Source organism: Staphylococcus sp. 2S1, assembly GCF_046721335.1.
In the GTDB taxonomy this organism is placed as follows: Bacteria; Bacillota; Bacilli; order Staphylococcales; family Staphylococcaceae; genus Staphylococcus; species Staphylococcus equorum_A.
Window position 1 is genome coordinate 399,573 of sequence record NZ_JBEUUJ010000003.1, and the last position, 19,152, is coordinate 418,724.

Consider the following 19,152-nt stretch of genomic DNA (forward strand, 5'->3'; position numbering starts at 1 on the left):
TCTATTGTTTTGTTGGCATTTTTTTGTGCACGCTTTCCGCGGGCACACCTCAGCCTGTAGTCTTCGGCTAGTGCTTTTCCCGCCGGAGTCGGCACAAATCACTGACTTTATTTAAACAAAAATAATTTTATTATTAAAGAAAGATTGTCTCAAGGAAAAATACCTATAAAAAATAAACCAAGTGCTATAAAAGCACTTGGTTTATTTATGTTTTGAAAGTATTCATAATAAAACATATTGAAAAGTTTCATTATGTTATTTTTTTATCATTAATTTTTTGAAACCATTTATAATCAGCGGATAGAACAACGCTAAAATAGTCATCAATGATAAAACGATACTAATTGGGGATCCCAAAAATATATCTCCTACATTGTTATTACTAACTATTAAGCTTTTACGGAAATTCTGTTCCATATCTGAACCTATAATTGCCGCCAAAATCAAAGGTGCAAGTGGAAAATCTAATAATTTCATAACTAATCCAATAATACCGAAAATAATTAAAATATAGAAATCAGTTATACTATAACCTAATGTATATGTACCGATAAACGCTAGCACCAAAATAAGTGGATATAAAACTTTTGGCGGTGTACGTAATATCTTTAATAACAATCCTATTAAAGCAATGTTTAAAATCACTAAAAATATATTACCGATAAACATGCTATTAACGAGTGTCCATATCGTTTCAGGTTCGTTTGCAAATAATAAAGGCCCTGGTTGTAAGCCTAGCATAACTACCGCACCTAAAATCACAGCTGTTGTCCCTGAGCCTGGAACGCCCATCGTTAATAATGGTATTAAAGCACCTACTGATGCTGACATTATTAGAAGCTTCTGGCGCAACTACACCTTCTATTTGACCTTTCCCAAAATTCTTACCATTTTTAGAAATTTGTTTTTCGGTTGAATAGCTTAACATTGCCGCAATAGAGCCACCGGCTCCTGGTAAAACACCTATTAGAAATCCAATAGGGCTTTGTCGAAACATAGCACCTCTTGTTCGTTTCCAATCTTCTTTTGATAATTTCATTGATCCTACATCAGCTTTAGGTGGTTTCAATGCATCTAAATGTAAATAATTATATAACACTTCTGCTACTGCATATACACCAATGATAACTACTAAGAAGTTGATACCTTCACTTAGATGAGGTATGTCAAAAGTGAAACGATAAATACTTGTTTGTAAATCAACACCTACTGTACTAACGATTAAACCGATACTCGTGGCAATAAACCCCTTAACCATCTTTCCAGATGATAAAGTTACAATAGCTGAAAGTGTAAATAAGAATAGTAAAAAATATTCTTGTGGACCAAATTTTAAAGCGAAGGCAGACAATGGCTTAGCTAAAATGATAAAACCAAACACTGCAGTAATACCACCTATTAATGAAGCTATAGCTGAGATAGTTAGTGCTTTACCGACCTCTCCATTTTTGGTCATCGGGTAACCATCAAATGTAGCCGCAATCGCTGAACCATCACCTGGCGTATTTAATAAAATCGAACTTCTCGAGCCACCGTACATGGCGCCATAATAAATTGAAACCATCAAAATCAGTGCACTTACTGGTTCCATACCGAATGTCACAGGTATCAGTACTGCAACCGCAGTCGCAGGTCCTAATCCAGGTAACATACCTACCACTGTACCTAGAAAACCACCGATAAGTACCCATAAAAGGTTCATCGGATGAAACGCAGTTGATAATCCTTCTAAAAAACTACCTGCATCAATCCCCATTTAAATCACCCTCCTTAAGGTAAACTGACATTCAATAATTGTGCGAATGTGTACCATGCAATGCCAGAAAAAATCACCGTAACTAAAATATTTTGTAACCATCTTTTATATCCATTAATTAAGAACATAATCGCACCTAAGAATATAATTGTTGAAATTAAAAAACCAAGACGTTCGAATATTAAAGCGTATATCACTGTTAAGATAATTGTTAAAACGATACGTATAAATGTTTTTCTTTCTAGTAATTGTGAAAAAGCTGTGAATTCTTCGTGACGTTTTTTAAACTCTTGATAAAAATAAACAATGCTCATTATAAGAAGTAATAAACCAACTAACATTGGAAAATACATCGGACTATTAGGGTCTCCAATGTTTGATTTTGGTATATTAATTGTTAATACTAAATAAACTACACCAAATAATATTAATAATACTGGAAAGACAAGTCGTGACATTTATACTCCCCCTTATTTCAGACCTGAATCTTCGACTAATTTTTTATATTTCTTGCGTTGTTCTTTTAAGAACGCTTCACTTTCTTCGCTATCTTTGTAAAAGTTTTCCCAATCATTGTTTTTTCTTATTTCTTGCCATCTGTCAGATTCAACTACTTTTTTCATTGTAGTATCCCAATATTCACGTTGTTGTGGTGTCATATCTTTCGGTCCCATGACCCCACGCCAATGTGGAAATACGACATCAACACCTTGTTCTTCCCAAGTAGGCACTTCTTCAATACCTTCAACTGGTTTATCCGCAGTGACTGCCAACATTTTTAATTTCCCAGTTTGGTGTTGTTCTTTAACTTCAGAGACTGCAGTAGATGCAACATCTACGTGACCACCTAATAAAGCCGTTTGTAAATCTCCTCCACTCTTATACACAAGGAAATCTATTTTTTCTACATCAACACCTTGTTCTTTTGTCGCTTGAACAAATGCTAAATGATCATTGTTTCCTAAACCTGGTGCAACACCTATAGTTAAGGATTCTGGATCTTCTTTTAGTTTTTCCATCACTTCTTTACCAGAGCTTAAATTAGATTGATTAGATGCTGTTAAACTAATCCATTCAGTTGCTAAAATAGCAATAGGAGTGAAATCATCTGTACTTAAATCACTTAGCCCTAATTCATTATTAGATAATAATAAACTAGAATTAATAGATATGGTGTTCGGTGACCGTGATTTTAAATATTGCCAACCTACCTCTCCACCACCTCCAGGTTTATTAATAACATTGACATTTTGCTTGGTTAAGTTTTCATCAATCATAATTTTTTGAATGGCACGAGCTGTTGTATCCCACCCGCCTCCTGGAGAAGCCGGTGCAACAATTTCTACCGTTTCATTGGGAAATTCCTTATTTGACGCATTCGAATTATTATCTTTGCCACAACTTGCTAGCACAATTGAAAAAATGACAATTAAAATCCCCCATCTTTTCATCCTAATCCCCCTTTTGTTGAAAGCGTTTACAAACTAACTTTATATTATCAGATAATTCAGTCTATTAAAACATTAATTTATGCTTTTTATGTTTTTCTTATTTGAAAGTTAACATTTTAAAAGTTATATTAAAATATTAATAAAAGTGCTAAGTATTATTTAAAAAGGGAATCAATAATCTTCGTTATAATACTTTATCTAGTAGTTAAAATAAATGCTTAATCACAGTAGAAACAGGATATATTAAGTATAATGCTTTCTTTAAAATTCTATTTTAATCAAATATGTATTAATAAGGATTAAACGCATAATTTTGGAGGGATTTACTATGGGACAGAATCATCCATTTGATAAAGCTACACAACTAACTGAAGAAACGCCAGGTGTTTATAGTGGCCATACGTCCGAAAAGTATGCCAATATGATTGGGCCGTTTGGTGGTGTTATTGCATCTACGTTACTTCGTGCCGTCTTAGAACATCCAGAACGATTAGGAGAACCAAGCATCATTAACTATCAACTACGCAGCACCTGTAGCTGATGGCGATTTTAATATTATAGCAACACCAACTCGAACAAATAGATCCACTCAGCATTGGTATATTGTGCTTTCTCAAAATGATAAAACTGTCATTACTGGAACGGCTGTTACTGCTCAACGACGAGATACTTGGTCTACTACCGAGATAGCTTTCCCTAATGTACCAGCTGCTGAAAAAGTTGCACTTCCTTCTATAGAGGGCGCACCACCTTGGTTACAGAATTATGATATACGAATTATTAAAGGGGCACCACTCGCGTTATCACAAACACAATCTAACAATGCTCATGATTCAACGACGCTTCAATGGATACAAGACAATCCAAAGAGAAACCTCGATTTTCTCTCACTTACTTCAATATGTGATGCTTTCTTTCCACGTATTTGGGTGCGTCGTGAAAAAATGGTACCGATTGGAACAGTTTCACTTACCATTTATTTTCATGCTGATTCAGAAACACTTAAAACACATGGCGATCGAGAAGTCTTAGGTCATACGCGTGCGCTAAAATTCTATGATGGCTTCTTTGATCAAACTGGAGAAATATGGAGCTATGATGGAATTTTACTCGCGACGACGAGCCAATTTGTTTATTATAAAGAATAACTATCTTAAATTTCATAAGAATTAAAAAAAGCTATAAAGCATCTACGACATAGATGCTTTATAGCTCAATTTATGAAATATTTTAATGACTTACTTCTTCATTTTGAAAATGCCCACCATGATATTGATCTACATATTGATAATCATGTTCTGTACGCGCTTTCAAAATTGCGTTTCTTAATAGATTATTCACTTTATTTTTACCATGTATGATTTCGCCCCATACACGTGCATTTTCTTGTACAAATGTGGTGCGTGGTTTACGCTCTTCTTCAAATTCTTTAAATGCTTGTTCATAATTTGTTTCATGTTTTTCTAACATATCAGCCATGAATGATGCATCTTCTAAAGCTTGGCATGCGCCTTGAGCAAGATACTGTAGCATTGGGTGCGCCGCGTCGCCCATCAATGTGAAGTTGCCTTCTGACCATTTATCAATTGGCTTGCGATCAAACATTGGCCATCTTTTTTGTCTTGAAATATAGGAAACTGCAGTTTGCACTTTATCACATGTTCCTGAGAATACTTCATCCATTTCTTCTGGTGTACCCCAGTCATCTGCGAGTTCATTACCTGGTTGATAGTTTTTACTTTTAAATACAACAACTTGGTTATAAAGTTCACCTTTACGTACTGGATATTGTACAACATGCATATCAGGACCAATCCACATATAGACGTCGTCCAGATTACCAATATTAGTAACTTCTTCCATTGGAATTGCACCTCTATATGCAACATATCCTGAACAAATAGGTTCGTCATCAATTAAATAACCGCGTGTAGTAGACCATAAACCATCTGCGCCGATAACAGCATTTGCTTCATGGCTATCACCATTTTTAGCTGTAACTTTTACATCTCCGTTGTTTTTTGTTTCTATGTTTTTGATGTATTGATTTGTATATAATTCAATACCAGGATGTTCTTCACATGCTTCTAATAAAATACGATGCAAATCAGAACGATGAAGTACGATATAAGGTGCACCATATCTCTCACGATAGTTTGAATCGATATCTAGCGCAGATAATTCTTCACCCGTAAATGCGTTCATTAATACTAACCGTTTTGGAAAAACAGCTACTTCATTAATCTTATCCATTACGCCTAATTTTTGTAATACATTTGTACCATTCGCCGCAAGTTGAATACCCGCGCCAATTTCTTTGATTTCTGGTGCCTTTTCTAAAACTTTAACATCATTTCCATTCTGAGCAAGCACCCAAAGCTGTTGCTAAACCTCCAATACCGCCGCCAATAATGATCATTTTTTTATTTTCATTACTCATGATGTTTACCCCCTTGTTTTAAAAATCAACTTTAAAAAATTATTATGATTAAGTTATTTTATATCATGTAATGTTATTAACGAAAATCGTCTGTAAATTCGCTAATTATTTTTTGATGCCCCTTGTTTTCTTCTAAACTATTTCCTCTTTCTAACTCAAAGCGATCCATAATTGGAATATCATTAACTGAGAATAAATATGAATCTTCACTTGCTACATGTTCATGCCAATTCCAGTTTGGAACTACAAAGTAATCCCCTTTTTTCCAATTAAATTTCATACCATTAATAACGGTATAACCAGATCCTCTATGCACACAATATATAACTGAGTGTGTATGTCTATGTGCTTTTGTATGATGGCCTTTAGGTAAATGTGTCATTCTAGAGCCGACCGTTGGGTTAGCAGATTTTCCTGTTGACGGATTAATATATTCAACTGTAAATCCATCATATGGATCAGGTTCAAAGTTCATAAGACCGTTGATTGCATCTACAGTACGATCCCATTTATAGTTAGCCAGTGGTGCTACATCAAATTTGTCATCACCAATTGGACGTACCATTCCACCTCGATATCTTTTTTCAGAGAAGTTATCTGGAACATCAGGTTGTTGCAATCCATCTTCGTATGGTTCAAAGAAAGTACCACCTAGATTATAAATAGTAGGAATATCTAACGCATCCATCCATATCATTGGTTCATCACCTAAATGACCATGACCATGCCATAAATTTTTAGGCGTTGTTAAAAAATCCCCTTCTTCCATAAATATACGTTCACCTTGAACAATTGTATATGCGCCTTCTCCTTCAGTTATAAATCTGAGTGCACTTTGCGTATGTCGATGTGAAGGAGCTTCTTCTCCTGGTTGTAATAATTGCACTGCCGCATAAAGCGTCTGAGTTGTTGATACATGTCCCCATGGTTGACGATAAGTTAAACCTGGGTTTTGAAAATAGATAGCACGACGCTCGCCACCTCTGTCAGGCGTAAATATTTCCGCTGCCTCTGATAATTTCTTCTTCAACAATTCCCCACTCCATAAATAAGCCTGTGCCTGTGATTGTGGTGTCTTATTCATTACTTCAGGAATTGCTTCCCAAAGTGGTCCTAAATTATATTGTTGAATATCTCGTGTGAAATCTTTTACGTCATTGTCTTGTAAGAAACTTCCTTTATCTGCCATAAAAAAATCTCCCCTTTATAATATGATTTTATTCAGTTACTTTACTTAAATTTCTTTTAATTTGTCCAAGATGCTTTTCAATATGCTCGTCAATAAAATGTTCAATAATAAATGAAACAGGTTTATTACCAAATTTTTCGAAATTTCGATGTGGATTTTCTTCTGTTAAACGGCTTTCGTCAATTTTTGAAAGTCTTTCATTTACTTCGTCTTTCAAATTTGAAATTGATTGTATAACATTTTCAACATTTAATGCTTCTGGGTTAGACACTGCTTCTAATCTAGCTTCATCTTTCAAACCTCTTCCCCATTTTGAACCTGGTTCTGATAATACTGTTTCAGTTTCGCTTAACCAATATGAAGTCGCTTCTTTAACATGATTTAAAATTTGTAAAATAGACCATTCATCTTCTGTTGGATTCCAACGTATCGTTTCTTCTGGCAAACCATCTACTACTTCTAAAATATTATCTAAAGTACTTTGAATTGATTCGATATACGTTTCTATTTTCGACATTTTATATGCCTCCTTCAAATTTATTTTTGTTTATTTTCTGCAACTACTTTATTTTCTAAAGCACCTATTTTATCGATTTCTATTTTTACGACATCGCCATCTTTCATAAATACTTGTGGATCACGTGCTGAACCTACGCCACCTGGTGTACCTGTTAAAACGATATCTCCTGGTTTCAATGTTGCTAATCCAGATAAGAAAGCAACTAATTTTTGAACTGTGAATACATGATTAGATGTATTTGAACGTTGCATTTCTTCACCATTTAAAGTGAGTACCAACTCTAATCCGTCTGGATCTTGTAATTCATCAGAAGTCATAATCCATGGCCCCATTGGCGCTGTGCCATCTACTGTTTTTCCTTGTAGCCATTGTAATGTTCTTTGTTGAATATCACGATAAGTCACATCGTTAACGATTGTGTATCCTGCTACATAATTAAGTGCGTCTGCTTCAGGTACGTTTTTTGCTTCTTTACCTATTACAAAAGCAAGTTCTGCTTCATAATCTAATTTATCTGAGATAGGATAATGAACAATATCGTCTTCTGGACCAACAATTGTATTATCAAATTTAGCAAATACTACTGGATTTTCAGGTAAGTCACGACCCATTTCTTTAATGTGTTCTTCATAATTATGTCCTACGCAAAACATTTTTCCTGGATTTTGAATAGGCGCCTCTATTTTCACGTCTTCTTTTTTATAAATTAATTGATGATTTAATACATCTGGTTTAGCTTGTGCAAACTCGATTGCTTCTTTAGCATAGTTTAAACTTTCTTCTCCACCTTCAATGAACCCCTTCGCATCAGATGGAACATATGCTTCAGCAATCGTTTCACTACGATATTTCTCCTTGCTTTGTAATAAAGCTTGAAATGCGTAGTTTAAATCTACTACTTCATTTTTTTCTGTTAATGTACCTAACCTAGAATAACCATTTGTTTTAAAAGTAATCAGTTACATAAAATATCTCCCTTTGTTTTAAAATTTAAGTTTTCTTTATCAATAAAAACTTATTTTTTCTAATGATTTTCCACTCATGTGATAATGAGTTCACCATTTGTAAACAATTATAATTAATTGTCAGAAAATTGTCAATCTTCCTTTTCGTAGTAATTCATTTCTATTAGTATAAAAAGTTATTATTTCAAACTAAAATTTAGGAAATGTATAGTGGTAGAATATTGTGCTATAATTTGGTTGCATGAAGGAGCGTGAGTAATAAATGGCGGATAAAAAGAGTAAAGACTATATCCAATCTTTAGATACAGGTATTAAAATATTGAATGTTTTACAGAAATCTAAATCTCCTATGAAATTTAGTGAGATTCAACAAATTACTTCTATTACGAAAAGTAACTTATATAAGTATATGAATACTTTAGCTAATAATGAATTAGTCTATCGTAATCCGGCTACAGGTGAATATCATTTAGGGAACCAACTCATACAACTGGGTATGTCGGCAATGGGTAATTTAGACTCTCTAGCTATTGTGACACCATACTTACAAGAAATTGGCCGTCACAATAATAATACAGTGCTGTATTCAGTAATCACTAGACGAGGCCCAGTCGTTACAAAAATTTGGCATGCAGAAGGTATTTTAAATATTGGTGCACAAATTGGTACAGTACTCCCCGAAATCTTCTTCCGGTAAAATATTTGCAACCTTTTTTGATGAAACTCAAAAAGAGTACGAAGATGAAGAATTAAATAAAATTCACAATCAACAAATTGCTTTTGCTGAAGAACCGTTGATCCCTGCAATTTCTTCTGTTTCTTTCCCTGTGTTTACATTTAATAAAGAATTAGAAGGAATCATTTCTGTTATAGGAGTAAAAGACAATTTACCAGATTCGGTAGACTCACCAGATACATATTATTTATTAGAAAAACAAAAAGAAATTTCTAAATTATTAGGATTACACCTTTAATATTCAAGATAATTTAAATTATTTTCTGTAGCTTAGTCTAATAATTGAATATATAATCACCCATTAAATTATTTTAATGGGTGATTTTTTTAAGCTTTAAATGTCATATTGATTTCGCTACTCACCCCTTTTCTACTTAGTTTTCTAACAGTTTGAATTACCACTCCATAACAGTTAAATATTCTTAATTTTCACATTTTTCATTGTAATTGTAAAAAAACACCTATATAATCACCACTAAAGAACAAAGGACACTAATATGATAAATATACTGTTTTATTATTATATTTTATTATTAGTGTTTAATTTCATGGAGGGTATATTTATGGGGGAAATCAATACAACCAAAGTAGTTAATAAAAGTAAGTTCAACAAATTTCATTTCAAATTAATTTTTTGGAGCTTTTTTCTTATTATTTTCGACGGCTATGATTTAGTTTTGTACGGGACAGCAGTACCTATGTTAATTGAGGATTGGGGGCTCTCCGAAATTGAAGCGGTACTTTAAGTAGCTATGGCCTATTCGGTATGATGTTTGGGGCTATAGGTTTTGGCATTTTAGCTGATCGTATTGGTAGAAAAAATGTCATAGCAATCACATTGATTTTATTCAGCTTATTTACATGTCTTTGTGGGTTTGCTCGCAAATACAACACAGTTTGGCATCTATCGCTTTTTAGCAGGTTTAGGTTTGGGGGGTATCATGCCTAATGTCATTGCACTAGCAACTGATTTTGCACCTGAAAGAATGAAAAATCTTGTAGTTTCAATTGTGTTATGTGGCTACTCAATTGGTGGTATTCTTGCACCAGTATTAGGGTTAACATTAATGCCTATCGGAGGTTGGCGTTCAATCTTTTGGGTAGCAATTTTACCTATATTTGCACTACCTTTTTTACTTAAACAATTACCTGAGACTTTTAGTTATTTAAATCGTACTAATAGGAAAAAAGAAGCAGTAAATACATTAAGAAAAATTGATCCAAAACTTAACATATCTATGAACGATACGATAAAAGATATCGAAGTTTCTACTACTAAAGTGCCTTTAATGGACCTATTTAAAGAAAATCGGGCGCTCAGTACAGTCTTATTTTGGTTAACTTTCTTTTGCTGTTTGTTAATGATTTTTGGTTTAAATACATGGCTACCAAATTTAATGATGCGTGCTTGGATATGAATTAAATTCTAGTTTAGTATTTTTAATCGTATTACAAGTTGGAGCAATCATTGGAACACTTATAATCGGAAGACTATGCGACAAATTTGGTTCCAAAAAACTACTTGTGCCATTATACATTGCTGGCGCTATCTCTTTATCTCTATTGTCTTTAGGTAAAGATGTTAATATATTTGTTATTTATATCTTAATTGCAATCGCAGAGCGCTGCTACCATAGGTTCACAAAATCTCGTTCAAGCTTTCGTATCGCAATATTTCCCAGCTTATATTAGATCCACAGCGCTAGGTACAGCTTCTGGTATTGGGAGAGTCGGCGGAATGATTGGACCACTAATGGGTGGCTTTTTACTCACATTTGCATTACCTATGCCGTTGTACTTTATCGCTTTTGCTATTCCAGGTTTAATAGCTGCCTTAGCACTTTATTTAATACCAATGCAGCATGCAAGTGAAGAATATAAAAAAACATATCAGGCCAAAAACGTGCCGAAAGACGTACCAAACGAAGTTAAATAACTTAATAACCAAAAAATCTCAACCAATGTTGGTTGAGATTTTTTTATGCTTTATTCATATTATATATTTAGTGATTTAATAAAATCAATTATATCTTCAGACATTTCTTCATTATCTAAAGCAAACTGTATTGTTGTTTTGACAAATCCTGATTTCTCACCAACATCATAGCGATTTCCTTCGAAATCGAAAGCATAAACGCAATCGTCACTATTTAACCGTTCAATTGCATCTGTTAATTGTATTTCCCCACCTGTACCTATTTCTTGGCTTTCTAAATAATCAAATATCTCTGGTGTTAATACATAACGTCCCATAATCGCTAAGTTTGATGGTGCCGTGCCTTTTTCAGGTTTTTCTACAAATTGTCGAACACCAAATAATCGATCATTTGATTCTAATGGATCCACAATACCATATCTGTGTGTTTCACTTTCATTCACTGTTTGCACACCAATGATTGGTTTACCAGTTTTGTCATATTGATTCATTAATTGTTTAATTGTTGGTGTATTTGACTTCACAATATCATCACCCAATAATACCGCAAAAGGTTCATTACCAATGAATTGTTTCGCCGACCATATCGCGTGACCTAGACCTTTTTGTTCTTTTTGCCTTACATAGAACATATTAGCTAAATTACTTGAATATTGTACTGCATTTAATAAGTCTGTTTTGCCCTTAGATTTAAGTATCATTTCAAGTTCGTTTTGATTATCAAAATGATCTTCTATTGCTCTTTTATGTTTACCTGTAACTATAATAATATCTTCTATACCGAGCATTCACTGCTTCTTCAACTATATATTGAATCGTAGGTTTATCTAATATTGGCAACATTTCTTTCGGCATGGCCTTTGTTGCTGGTAAAAATCTTGTACCTAAACCTGTTGCGGGTATAATCGCTTTTTTAATTTGCATAAATTTTCTCCTCTATATCTAAACACAGATCCACATTTTGCGTTTTGTAATTTTAATATTTGCTTAATTTCTATCGTCTAAGTTGCTCCAATAATTCAGCATAATTATCAATTGCTGTTTGATGTTTTAATCGTTCATTATTTTTTACGTTGTTAAGTGGTTCATCAACAATTTTCATCATGCTTTTTGCAAAATATGAAATATTATTAGGTTCGACTAAGTATCCGTTCTGTCCATTTTCAATTATTTCTCGGGGGCCATATTTAACATCATACGAAATAACAGGGCATCCAACTGCTATACTTTCCATAATTGTTAAGCCAAATCCTTCAAAATCACTTGTTAATAATGATGCTCTTGAAGCTTTAAATTCTGCTAATGGATTGGATGTATAATCATTAATCTCAACGTACTCATTTAAAGCATATTCATTTATTAAATCTTTAATCATTTTTAATTGATCCGCTTCATCTTTTCCATATAATACTAATTTACTTGTGTAACCTGCTTCACGAAATAATTTATACGCCTTTATAAGATGGTCTAATTGTTTTTGTAATCCAAATCTACCTATATAGATAAATTGATCTTTAAAACTTGAAGGTTCACGAGAAGGCTCCGCTACTTCAATAAAGTGGGGAATTACAGCAAAACGGTCATCATCAATAGAATATAAATTTTGTATATCTTTTTTTGATGGTTCGTTAACACTAAATATTTAGTGACACGTTCTGAATTTGTAAGTGCATATTTATAGGAATTTTTTACATTACTGCCGTCTAAATGTGAGTTGTGAAAAACCAACACATTTTTAGTATTATTCGTTTGTTGTAGTAATGCTCCGTCTAAAAGTCTGGCGTCATTAAAGACAATATCTCCATCCTTTAAACGGTTTTGGAAATAATATTGAAAAAGCTGTTTTTCATTTTCAAATGCTTTAAAATGTTTACCCTCTTTATATAATTGAACTAATAATAGTGTTGTGTTCTCATCATCAGCAAAAAACTTTTCACAATATTTATAACCTTCTCTATCGTAGAACTTTTCTGCAATTTTCCCATAATTTTTAGTGGAAAAATAAACTTTTTTATGCAATTCTCCATAAGTATTATATTGATGTCTCTCTACTCTTTTTTTACAATAAGGCGTCATAAAATCTTCGAATTCTAAAATATTACTTCCTGTTCTGAATTTTCTATATAGAACATATGTATCGCCGTCATAATAACGAACGACATCCCTATTATTCTTTCTGATTTCACTTGTTAATCCTTCAATATCCCGTTCAACTTCATGATATTCTATTGTGTCACTATTAGCGTGTGGATTATATAATAACTTAAAATCAGATAGCCAATCATAAATATTTTCTACTCTAATTTGAGCATTTAATTTATTATTTTCCACAAATGATTTAATAACGTCATAATAGTTAGGATTATAATTTGTCGTTAATATTGTGTTTGTTTCATTTAAATCATTATGCATTAATTGAATTCTATTTAATAACGCTTTCGTTCTTCCACCATGAACTGGTGGTAATGTTGATGTAATTGTGTACAACATTTATAACATTCCCCCGATATCTTCACTTGCAATATCAATATTGTACCACATAAATCATATGTATTTAAATTGTTATTTAATTTCATTTTACAATTTAATATAATGAACAATTATATTGTAAACTAACAAAAATGAATTTCGCTAGAGATTAAATTAAAACAAATCGGGAAGATAATGATTAAGAAGGTGAAATGATGTTAGATAGGGAAGAAGTTTTTAATTATGTAAATCGTAAGTATGATGTGAAACCAGATTACCCTTGGAAAACTTATTCGAATTTTGCGGCTTTAAGACATAAAGCTAACAAAAAATGGTTTGCTTTAGTGATGAATATTGCTCAAGACAAATTAGGGTTAAATGGCTCTGATGAAATAGATGTATTAAATTTGAAAATCAGACAAGAATTTATTGGACCTTTAAGAAAAAAAGAAGGATTTTACAAAGCCTATCACATGGATAAATCCAATTGGATAAGTATCAATTTAAATGAGATTAACTCTATAAATCATATTAAAGATTTAATAGCAGAAAGTTATGAGCTAACAAATTAACTTTTACAGTTTCATTGATTATTTTTAATAAGACTTCATACTAAATTGACATAAAAAAACAGGTAAGCATCCTTAATTTATAAGATGCTCACCTGTTTTATTTTAATTATTTAATTTTACTGTTCCTCTGCTTCTTTTTGATTCGTACGTTTTTGTAATAAAATTGCTGCCATTGCTAAGATTAAGACTAAAACGGCGATACCGATAAGCCCTAGATATTTCGCAATATTACCAAAGACGATACCTACAACTAAGAAATCTGTATCTGAGAATGTCGTTGCTGCGCCACCAAGTTCACCTAGGAATGGCAAGAACAGCAGTGGTAAGAATGTAATTAACAAGCCATTTAATGCTGAACCTGCTATTGCACCTCTAATACCACCACGCGCGTTACCAAATACGCCAGCCGTTGCCCCAAGGAAGAAGTGAGCTACTACACCTGGAAGTATAACTACCCCACCAAATAAGAATAAGACGAACATGCCCAAGACCCCAACTATAAAACTGACAAAAAAGCCAATTAATACAGCATTTTGTGCATAAGGGAAGACTATAGGACAGTCTAATGCTGGTTTTGTGTTAGGTACTAATTTTTCAGAAATACCTTTAAACGCCGGCACGATTTCAGCCAATATTAAACGTACACCCGTTAATATGATAAACACACCAGCTGCAAAAGTAACCCCTTGAATCAGTGAAAATACAATAAAGTTTTGACCGTCACTAATTTCTGTATGTACGAAGGTTGGACCCGCAAATAACAGCGCCACAAAATAGAGTAATGTCATTGTTAATGAAATACTGATTGTACTTTCTCTTAAAAAGCTCAAGCCTTTAGGAAAATTAATTTCTTCTGTTGATTTAGACTTTCCTTTAAATAACTTTCCAATCTCTCCGGCTGCCCAATAACTGATCGTACCAAAGTGACCTAAAGCGACTTGGTTAGTCCCAGTTATTTTCTTCATTGTTGGTTGTGCTAACGCTGGTAATATAGCCATAATCAATCCTAAAATAATAGATCCTGTGATTACTGTCAATGTCCCAGTGATATTACCTACTGACAGTAATATAGCTAAAAAGGCTGCCATATAAAATGTATGATGACCTGTTAAAAAGATATATTTCAAATTCGTAATACGTGCGATAATGATATTAACAATCATCCCAAATACCATAATTAATGTTGCTGTTGTGCCATATTGTTCTAAAGCAATTGAAATAATCGCTTCGTTATTAGGTACGACACCTTGCACGCCAAAAGCGTGTTGGAATATTTTTCCAAATGGTTCTAATGATTGTGTTACAACATTCGCCCCTGCACTTAACACTAAAAATCCAAGTATCGTTTTAATCGTACCGGACGTGATGTCAGTGGCTGATTTTTTCTGCATAATTAGACCTATTAAAGCAATTAAAGCAACTAATATAGCAGGTTGACTCAAAATATCAACGATAAAATCTAGGATAGGTTTCATAACGTTGCCCCCTTACTTCTAATTTATAAAATGTTCAAATCACTTAATTTCTCATTCAATTTATTTTGTAACTCTTCTTTATCTAGAATGTTATCTAAAACAATAACGTCCCCTAAGTGCTTTGTATTTTCTTCTAAATCTCTACCGCAAATAAATAAATCTGCCATATCAGGGCTTGCAGACATGACATCACTGTGTTCAACTTTAACGTCTGATGGTGCATTTAAATTTTTTAAAGCTTCCTGTGCATTCATTTCCACCATAAAGCTACTTCCTAAACCGTGACCACATACAACTAAAATTTTCATTTTCATCATTCTCCTTTAAATATATTTATTATTTCATCAATGTCTGTTGTCGCTAATAATTTATTAACTGTGTTCGAATCCCCTAAGATTGTTGCTAAATTTCTTAAAATTTCTAAATGTCCCTCGTTATCAACAGCGCTTAATACAAACACGAGAGACGCATGATGTCCGTTCTCAGAAAAGTTAATATGGTGATTCAATTTCAATAAACTTAATCCTATTTTTTTAACATCATCACTCGGTCTAGCATGCGCTATTGCAATTTCAGGTGCTATTACAATATAGGGCCCTAATTCTTCTACGCTATAAATCATCTTTTCAATGTATTGTTGTTTAAAGTACCCTTGTTCTAGCAGAGGTTCAGATGCAACACGAATTGCATGTTTCCAATCATCCACTCGATCTCGTATCTGTACTTTATCCGATGATAAAATTTCCGGACTCATTTATATCCCCCTTATTAATGTTGACTTACATCACGAATACATGACATGATATCTGCTATATTTCCAGAAAACAGTGTTGCTCTCGTTGCTTCCTCCATGATTAGCTCGCTAAATTGTCGCAAAGCATTTAAATGTATCTGCGGTCGCTCCGTAGCTAATGTAATAATGATATGCACTGGATCATATTGCTGATGATTAAAGATCACACCCGTTTTAAAATGAACTAAACTAAATCCCACAGGTTGTTTAACATGTTTATGGTTAGCATGAATCAATGCAATATGAGGACTAATTACCATATAAGGTCCAAATGCATCTAATTGTTCAATAATGTCAGCGAGCATAGGCCTCATCTACGATTTGATCATTTACAAGCGGTGATACACATTGTCTAATTGCATCATTTCTTAAAAGTGTTTGCTGTTGTGTCAATATTCGAGATTGTGGTAATACTTCTTGTAACGTTGGCCCTAACCCTTTAACATCATTTACATATCGCTCTCTTGAATGGTTAATAATTTCATTTAATTGCTTTCGATCGTCTTTATTTAAAAATGGCGAAACCCTAATTACTGGTACGCTTGCTTGTTCAAAAGGAACCGTAGAAATGATATAATCAATACCTTCATGTTTTAGCATTACTTCATCTATTTCATATATAGAATAAGCATCTACAATTTCTAATTCTGGATAAATATGATCCATCCTACTTTTTAATAATTGAGATGTTCCTATACCTGATCCACAAAGTAACACGACTTTAATGGCATTTGTGGTCACTGCTGAAATCCGTTCAATCGCAGAAGCAAAATGCAATGTGATATACGATAATTCATCATCAGTAAAGTGTATTTGGTAATTTTCTTCAATGCCCCATACATGCCTTTTAATTCCTTCTATAATATGGTGATACTGCGTATGGATTTCCTTATTTAAAGGGTTCGCATGCGTCATATCAAACTTCAATCGATGAATTGCAGGTCTCAAATGTACGATTAAACCATTTGCTAATTTGCTATCAGACATTAAATCTAGTCCTAACTCACCACTCATACGTTCAATCAATTGTTCTGTTAATATCTCTAAATCGCCTATTTGTTGATTGAGTTCATTCACTTCTGACGTTTTAGCACCCAATAAATGTAAAGTAATAAAAGCTGCTTCACTTTTTGGAAATTCAATCTGAAAAATAGCTTCTAATTTTTCTTTAATTTTAAGTGCAATATGAAATTGCTCTGTTTTAGCGAGCTTTTCATACTCTTTATCAGGTATATCGAAGGCAAAATGTTCATTTGTACGATGAAGCGCAATCAAAATGTGATAAATCAATCCATCAATTGCACTTTGAACTAATTGATATTTTGCATCTAATAATATAGAAGTTACTGTTAAACGAATTTGTTCTAACTCTTTATTCGAAAAAAGTTGATGACCCATGTGATGTGTGTGCGTTTGAAAATATTCATGTACACGTGTGGCATAGGCTTTACGATAAGCATTTTCCTCACCCTGAATTACAAACCCTTTATTTTTCTTGTACTCAAGAAACAAATCGTTTTCTTCTAACCAAGATTGAACATTTTTTAAATCTTCAACAATTGTACGACGTGTTACTGAAACCAATGTTGCTAATACTTGGGATGATGTGGGTTCAATCGATTCAAACAACTTCAAAGTGATATATAATATGCGTTCTTTCTTTGAATAATGCATCGATGTTCCCGTATATTTTGGCTCTAATGTTGCCAACTGAAGCGCTGTCGTTGTAATCTTTATCCCCTCATATTTATTCCGATGAATCGTTAAATCTAATTTATCTTCCATAGTTTCAATGTATTCAAGGTCATATTGTATTGTTCTTTCAGATACATTGAACTGTGTTGCTAAATTATGAATTTGAACAAAGGCTTCACGTTCAAGTAAGTACGTTAATATATGATGTTGTCTCTTGCTTAACACATCGGCAACCTCCTTACAGTTATATTGTAATCGCTTTCTTGTACGTGTGGATGTGTAATCTATTTCGTCTCACAATACGAAAAGTTGCACATCTAAATAAAAAATACTATTTTTAAATTATAAAATGCATAGACCTAATTTGATACTTCTTTGTTTATTTTTCAAAACAAAAAAGATGTAAAAGTAATTAAACTTTTACATCTTTTGCTGACATTGATTCAATACCATAACAAATCATACAATTATTTATTATTTTTTACTTCTTTATATAAATCTATCATTTCCTGGGCAATATCCTTAAAAGTGATTGCTGTCATTAAATGGTCTTGACTATGCACTGTTAACAGCGTCAAATTGATATGTTCACCTTGTGCTTCCTTTGTTAACATATTCGTTTGTACATGATGTGCTTCAAGCAAAGCGACTTCAGCTTGTTTCAGTTTCGTTTCCGCTTCATCAAACGCACTTTTTTTAGCTGCAAATATGGCTTCCATCGCATGACTTTTAGCATCACCACTATAAGCAATGAGCGACATTGCAAATTCCAAATTCTTCTCTTCTTCAGTCATTGTTCCACCCCTATTCGCTCATTAAACGTTCCGCCGCACTTAATACGTTTGCGCCGTTCATCGTACCGTAATCTGTCATTTCAATGACTTCTACAGGTATGTTTTTGTCTGTACATTTTTTAGTATATTCATCTTTTTTAAAACGGACTTGTGGACCTAATAACAAAACATCTACTTGAGCATCTTCAATTTTTTGATCCGCTTCTGTCGTTGAGACTGCAAATATTTCACGGTCTAAATCTTGTTTTTCAGCTTCTTTTTGCATTTTCTGAACTAACATACTTGTACTCATTCCAGCTGCACATACAAGCATTATTGTTTTTTCTGCCATATAATTCCCTCCATTTATTATTACTATACC

General features: G+C 33.2%; 18 protein-coding genes and 5 pseudogenes. 8 read left to right on the plus strand and 15 right to left on the minus strand.

From position 1 onward, the window contains the following. Positions 1-255 precede the first annotated feature (255 nt). The 3 genes and pseudogenes from ABLV90_RS02360 to ABLV90_RS02370 all read right to left on the minus strand — a co-directional run bounded on the left by ABLV90_RS02360 (position 256) and on the right by ABLV90_RS02370 (position 3,207). Positions 256-1,756 (minus strand): annotated as a pseudogene (locus tag ABLV90_RS02360) (tripartite tricarboxylate transporter permease). A gap of 14 nt (positions 1,757-1,770) precedes the next feature. Continuing rightward, on the minus strand, positions 1,771-2,214 hold the full coding sequence (locus tag ABLV90_RS02365; RefSeq protein ID WP_069817837.1) for a tripartite tricarboxylate transporter TctB family protein: 444 nt from the start codon (positions 2,212-2,214) through the stop codon (positions 1,771-1,773). 12 nt (positions 2,215-2,226) lie between these two features. Continuing rightward, entirely contained in the window at positions 2,227-3,207 is a 981-nt protein-coding gene (locus ABLV90_RS02370) for a tripartite tricarboxylate transporter substrate binding protein (RefSeq protein WP_460872063.1), read from the minus strand. A 328-nt stretch (positions 3,208-3,535) separates the two neighbouring features. Here ABLV90_RS02370 and ABLV90_RS02375 point away from each other — a divergent pair, with 328 nt between their 5' ends. Further along, on the plus strand, positions 3,536-3,748 hold the full coding sequence (locus tag ABLV90_RS02375) for a hypothetical protein (protein ID WP_460872064.1): 213 nt from the start codon (positions 3,536-3,538) through the stop codon (positions 3,746-3,748). Between the two features lie 64 nt (positions 3,749-3,812). After that, positions 3,813-4,355, plus strand: coding sequence for a thioesterase family protein (locus ABLV90_RS02380; protein ID WP_427706150.1), 543 nt, complete (start codon positions 3,813-3,815; stop codon positions 4,353-4,355). Between the two features lie 82 nt (positions 4,356-4,437). Here the strand turns inward: ABLV90_RS02380 and ABLV90_RS02385 are convergent, their stop codons facing one another. From ABLV90_RS02385 to ABLV90_RS02400, 4 genes are all read right to left on the minus strand, one after another. After that, positions 4,438-5,580: an FAD-dependent monooxygenase gene (locus ABLV90_RS02385; RefSeq protein ID WP_460872065.1), complete on the minus strand. Its 1,143-nt coding sequence runs from the start codon at positions 5,578-5,580 to the stop codon at positions 4,438-4,440. Positions 5,581-5,723: 143 nt separating this feature from the next. Beyond that, positions 5,724-6,836 carry a cupin domain-containing protein gene (locus ABLV90_RS02390; protein WP_427706147.1) on the minus strand — a complete coding sequence of 371 codons (1,113 nt, stop codon included), beginning with the start codon at positions 6,834-6,836 and terminating at the stop codon, positions 5,724-5,726. 28 nt (positions 6,837-6,864) lie between these two features. Then, positions 6,865-7,353 (minus strand): DinB family protein, encoded by a 489-nt coding sequence (locus tag ABLV90_RS02395; RefSeq protein WP_427706145.1) that lies wholly within the window; start codon positions 7,351-7,353, stop codon positions 6,865-6,867. A gap of 20 nt (positions 7,354-7,373) precedes the next feature. After that, positions 7,374-8,315 (minus strand): fumarylacetoacetate hydrolase family protein, encoded by a 942-nt coding sequence (locus tag ABLV90_RS02400; protein WP_427708331.1) that lies wholly within the window; start codon positions 8,313-8,315, stop codon positions 7,374-7,376. Between the two features lie 268 nt (positions 8,316-8,583). Between ABLV90_RS02400 and ABLV90_RS02405 the strand changes: the two genes are divergently transcribed. From ABLV90_RS02405 to ABLV90_RS02425, 5 genes and pseudogenes are all read left to right on the plus strand, one after another. Further along, on the plus strand, positions 8,584-9,018 hold the full coding sequence (locus tag ABLV90_RS02405; RefSeq protein ID WP_411775825.1) for a helix-turn-helix domain-containing protein: 435 nt from the start codon (positions 8,584-8,586) through the stop codon (positions 9,016-9,018). After that, positions 8,984-9,295, plus strand: a complete 312-nt coding sequence (locus tag ABLV90_RS02410) for a hypothetical protein (protein WP_460872067.1) — start codon at positions 8,984-8,986, stop codon at positions 9,293-9,295. The genes ABLV90_RS02405 and ABLV90_RS02410 overlap by 35 nt, the downstream gene beginning before the upstream one ends. Positions 9,296-9,620: 325 nt before the next feature. Further along, positions 9,621-9,803, plus strand: coding sequence for a hypothetical protein (locus tag ABLV90_RS02415; RefSeq protein WP_460872068.1), 183 nt, complete (start codon positions 9,621-9,623; stop codon positions 9,801-9,803). 23 nt (positions 9,804-9,826) lie between these two features. Then, positions 9,827-10,475: pseudogene (locus tag ABLV90_RS02420) on the plus strand (MFS transporter). Positions 10,476-10,666: 191 nt separating this feature from the next. Beyond that, positions 10,667-10,993: an MFS transporter gene (locus tag ABLV90_RS02425; protein ID WP_460872069.1), complete on the plus strand. Its 327-nt coding sequence runs from the start codon at positions 10,667-10,669 to the stop codon at positions 10,991-10,993. Positions 10,994-11,052: 59 nt separating this feature from the next. Here ABLV90_RS02425 and galU read toward each other — a convergent pair. Both galU and ABLV90_RS02435 read right to left on the minus strand, forming a co-directional pair. Beyond that, positions 11,053-11,917: pseudogene (gene galU, locus ABLV90_RS02430) on the minus strand (UTP--glucose-1-phosphate uridylyltransferase GalU). 70 nt (positions 11,918-11,987) lie between these two features. Continuing rightward, positions 11,988-13,483 (minus strand): annotated as a pseudogene (locus tag ABLV90_RS02435) (glycosyltransferase). Between the two features lie 191 nt (positions 13,484-13,674). Between ABLV90_RS02435 and ABLV90_RS02440 the strand changes: the two are divergent. Continuing rightward, positions 13,675-14,034: an MmcQ/YjbR family DNA-binding protein gene (locus tag ABLV90_RS02440; protein WP_460872070.1), complete on the plus strand. Its 360-nt coding sequence runs from the start codon at positions 13,675-13,677 to the stop codon at positions 14,032-14,034. 116 nt (positions 14,035-14,150) lie between these two features. Here the strand turns inward: ABLV90_RS02440 and ABLV90_RS02445 are convergent, their stop codons facing one another. From ABLV90_RS02445 to ABLV90_RS02470, 6 genes and pseudogenes are all read right to left on the minus strand, one after another. Continuing rightward, on the minus strand, positions 14,151-15,509 hold the full coding sequence (locus ABLV90_RS02445) for a PTS ascorbate transporter subunit IIC (protein WP_460872071.1): 1,359 nt from the start codon (positions 15,507-15,509) through the stop codon (positions 14,151-14,153). A 23-nt stretch (positions 15,510-15,532) separates the two neighbouring features. Further along, entirely contained in the window at positions 15,533-15,817 is a 285-nt protein-coding gene (locus ABLV90_RS02450; RefSeq protein ID WP_069817825.1) for a PTS sugar transporter subunit IIB, read from the minus strand. Between the two features lie 5 nt (positions 15,818-15,822). Then, positions 15,823-16,263, minus strand: coding sequence for a PTS sugar transporter subunit IIA (locus tag ABLV90_RS02455; protein ID WP_460872073.1), 441 nt, complete (start codon positions 16,261-16,263; stop codon positions 15,823-15,825). Between the two features lie 14 nt (positions 16,264-16,277). After that, positions 16,278-18,222, minus strand: a pseudogene (locus ABLV90_RS02460) (BglG family transcription antiterminator). A 242-nt stretch (positions 18,223-18,464) separates the two neighbouring features. Then, positions 18,465-18,791 carry a PTS lactose/cellobiose transporter subunit IIA gene (locus tag ABLV90_RS02465; RefSeq protein WP_460872074.1) on the minus strand — a complete coding sequence of 109 codons (327 nt, stop codon included), beginning with the start codon at positions 18,789-18,791 and terminating at the stop codon, positions 18,465-18,467. A gap of 10 nt (positions 18,792-18,801) precedes the next feature. Then, positions 18,802-19,122, minus strand: coding sequence for a PTS sugar transporter subunit IIB (locus ABLV90_RS02470; RefSeq protein ID WP_427706129.1), 321 nt, complete (start codon positions 19,120-19,122; stop codon positions 18,802-18,804). Positions 19,123-19,152: the final 30 nt, after the last annotated feature.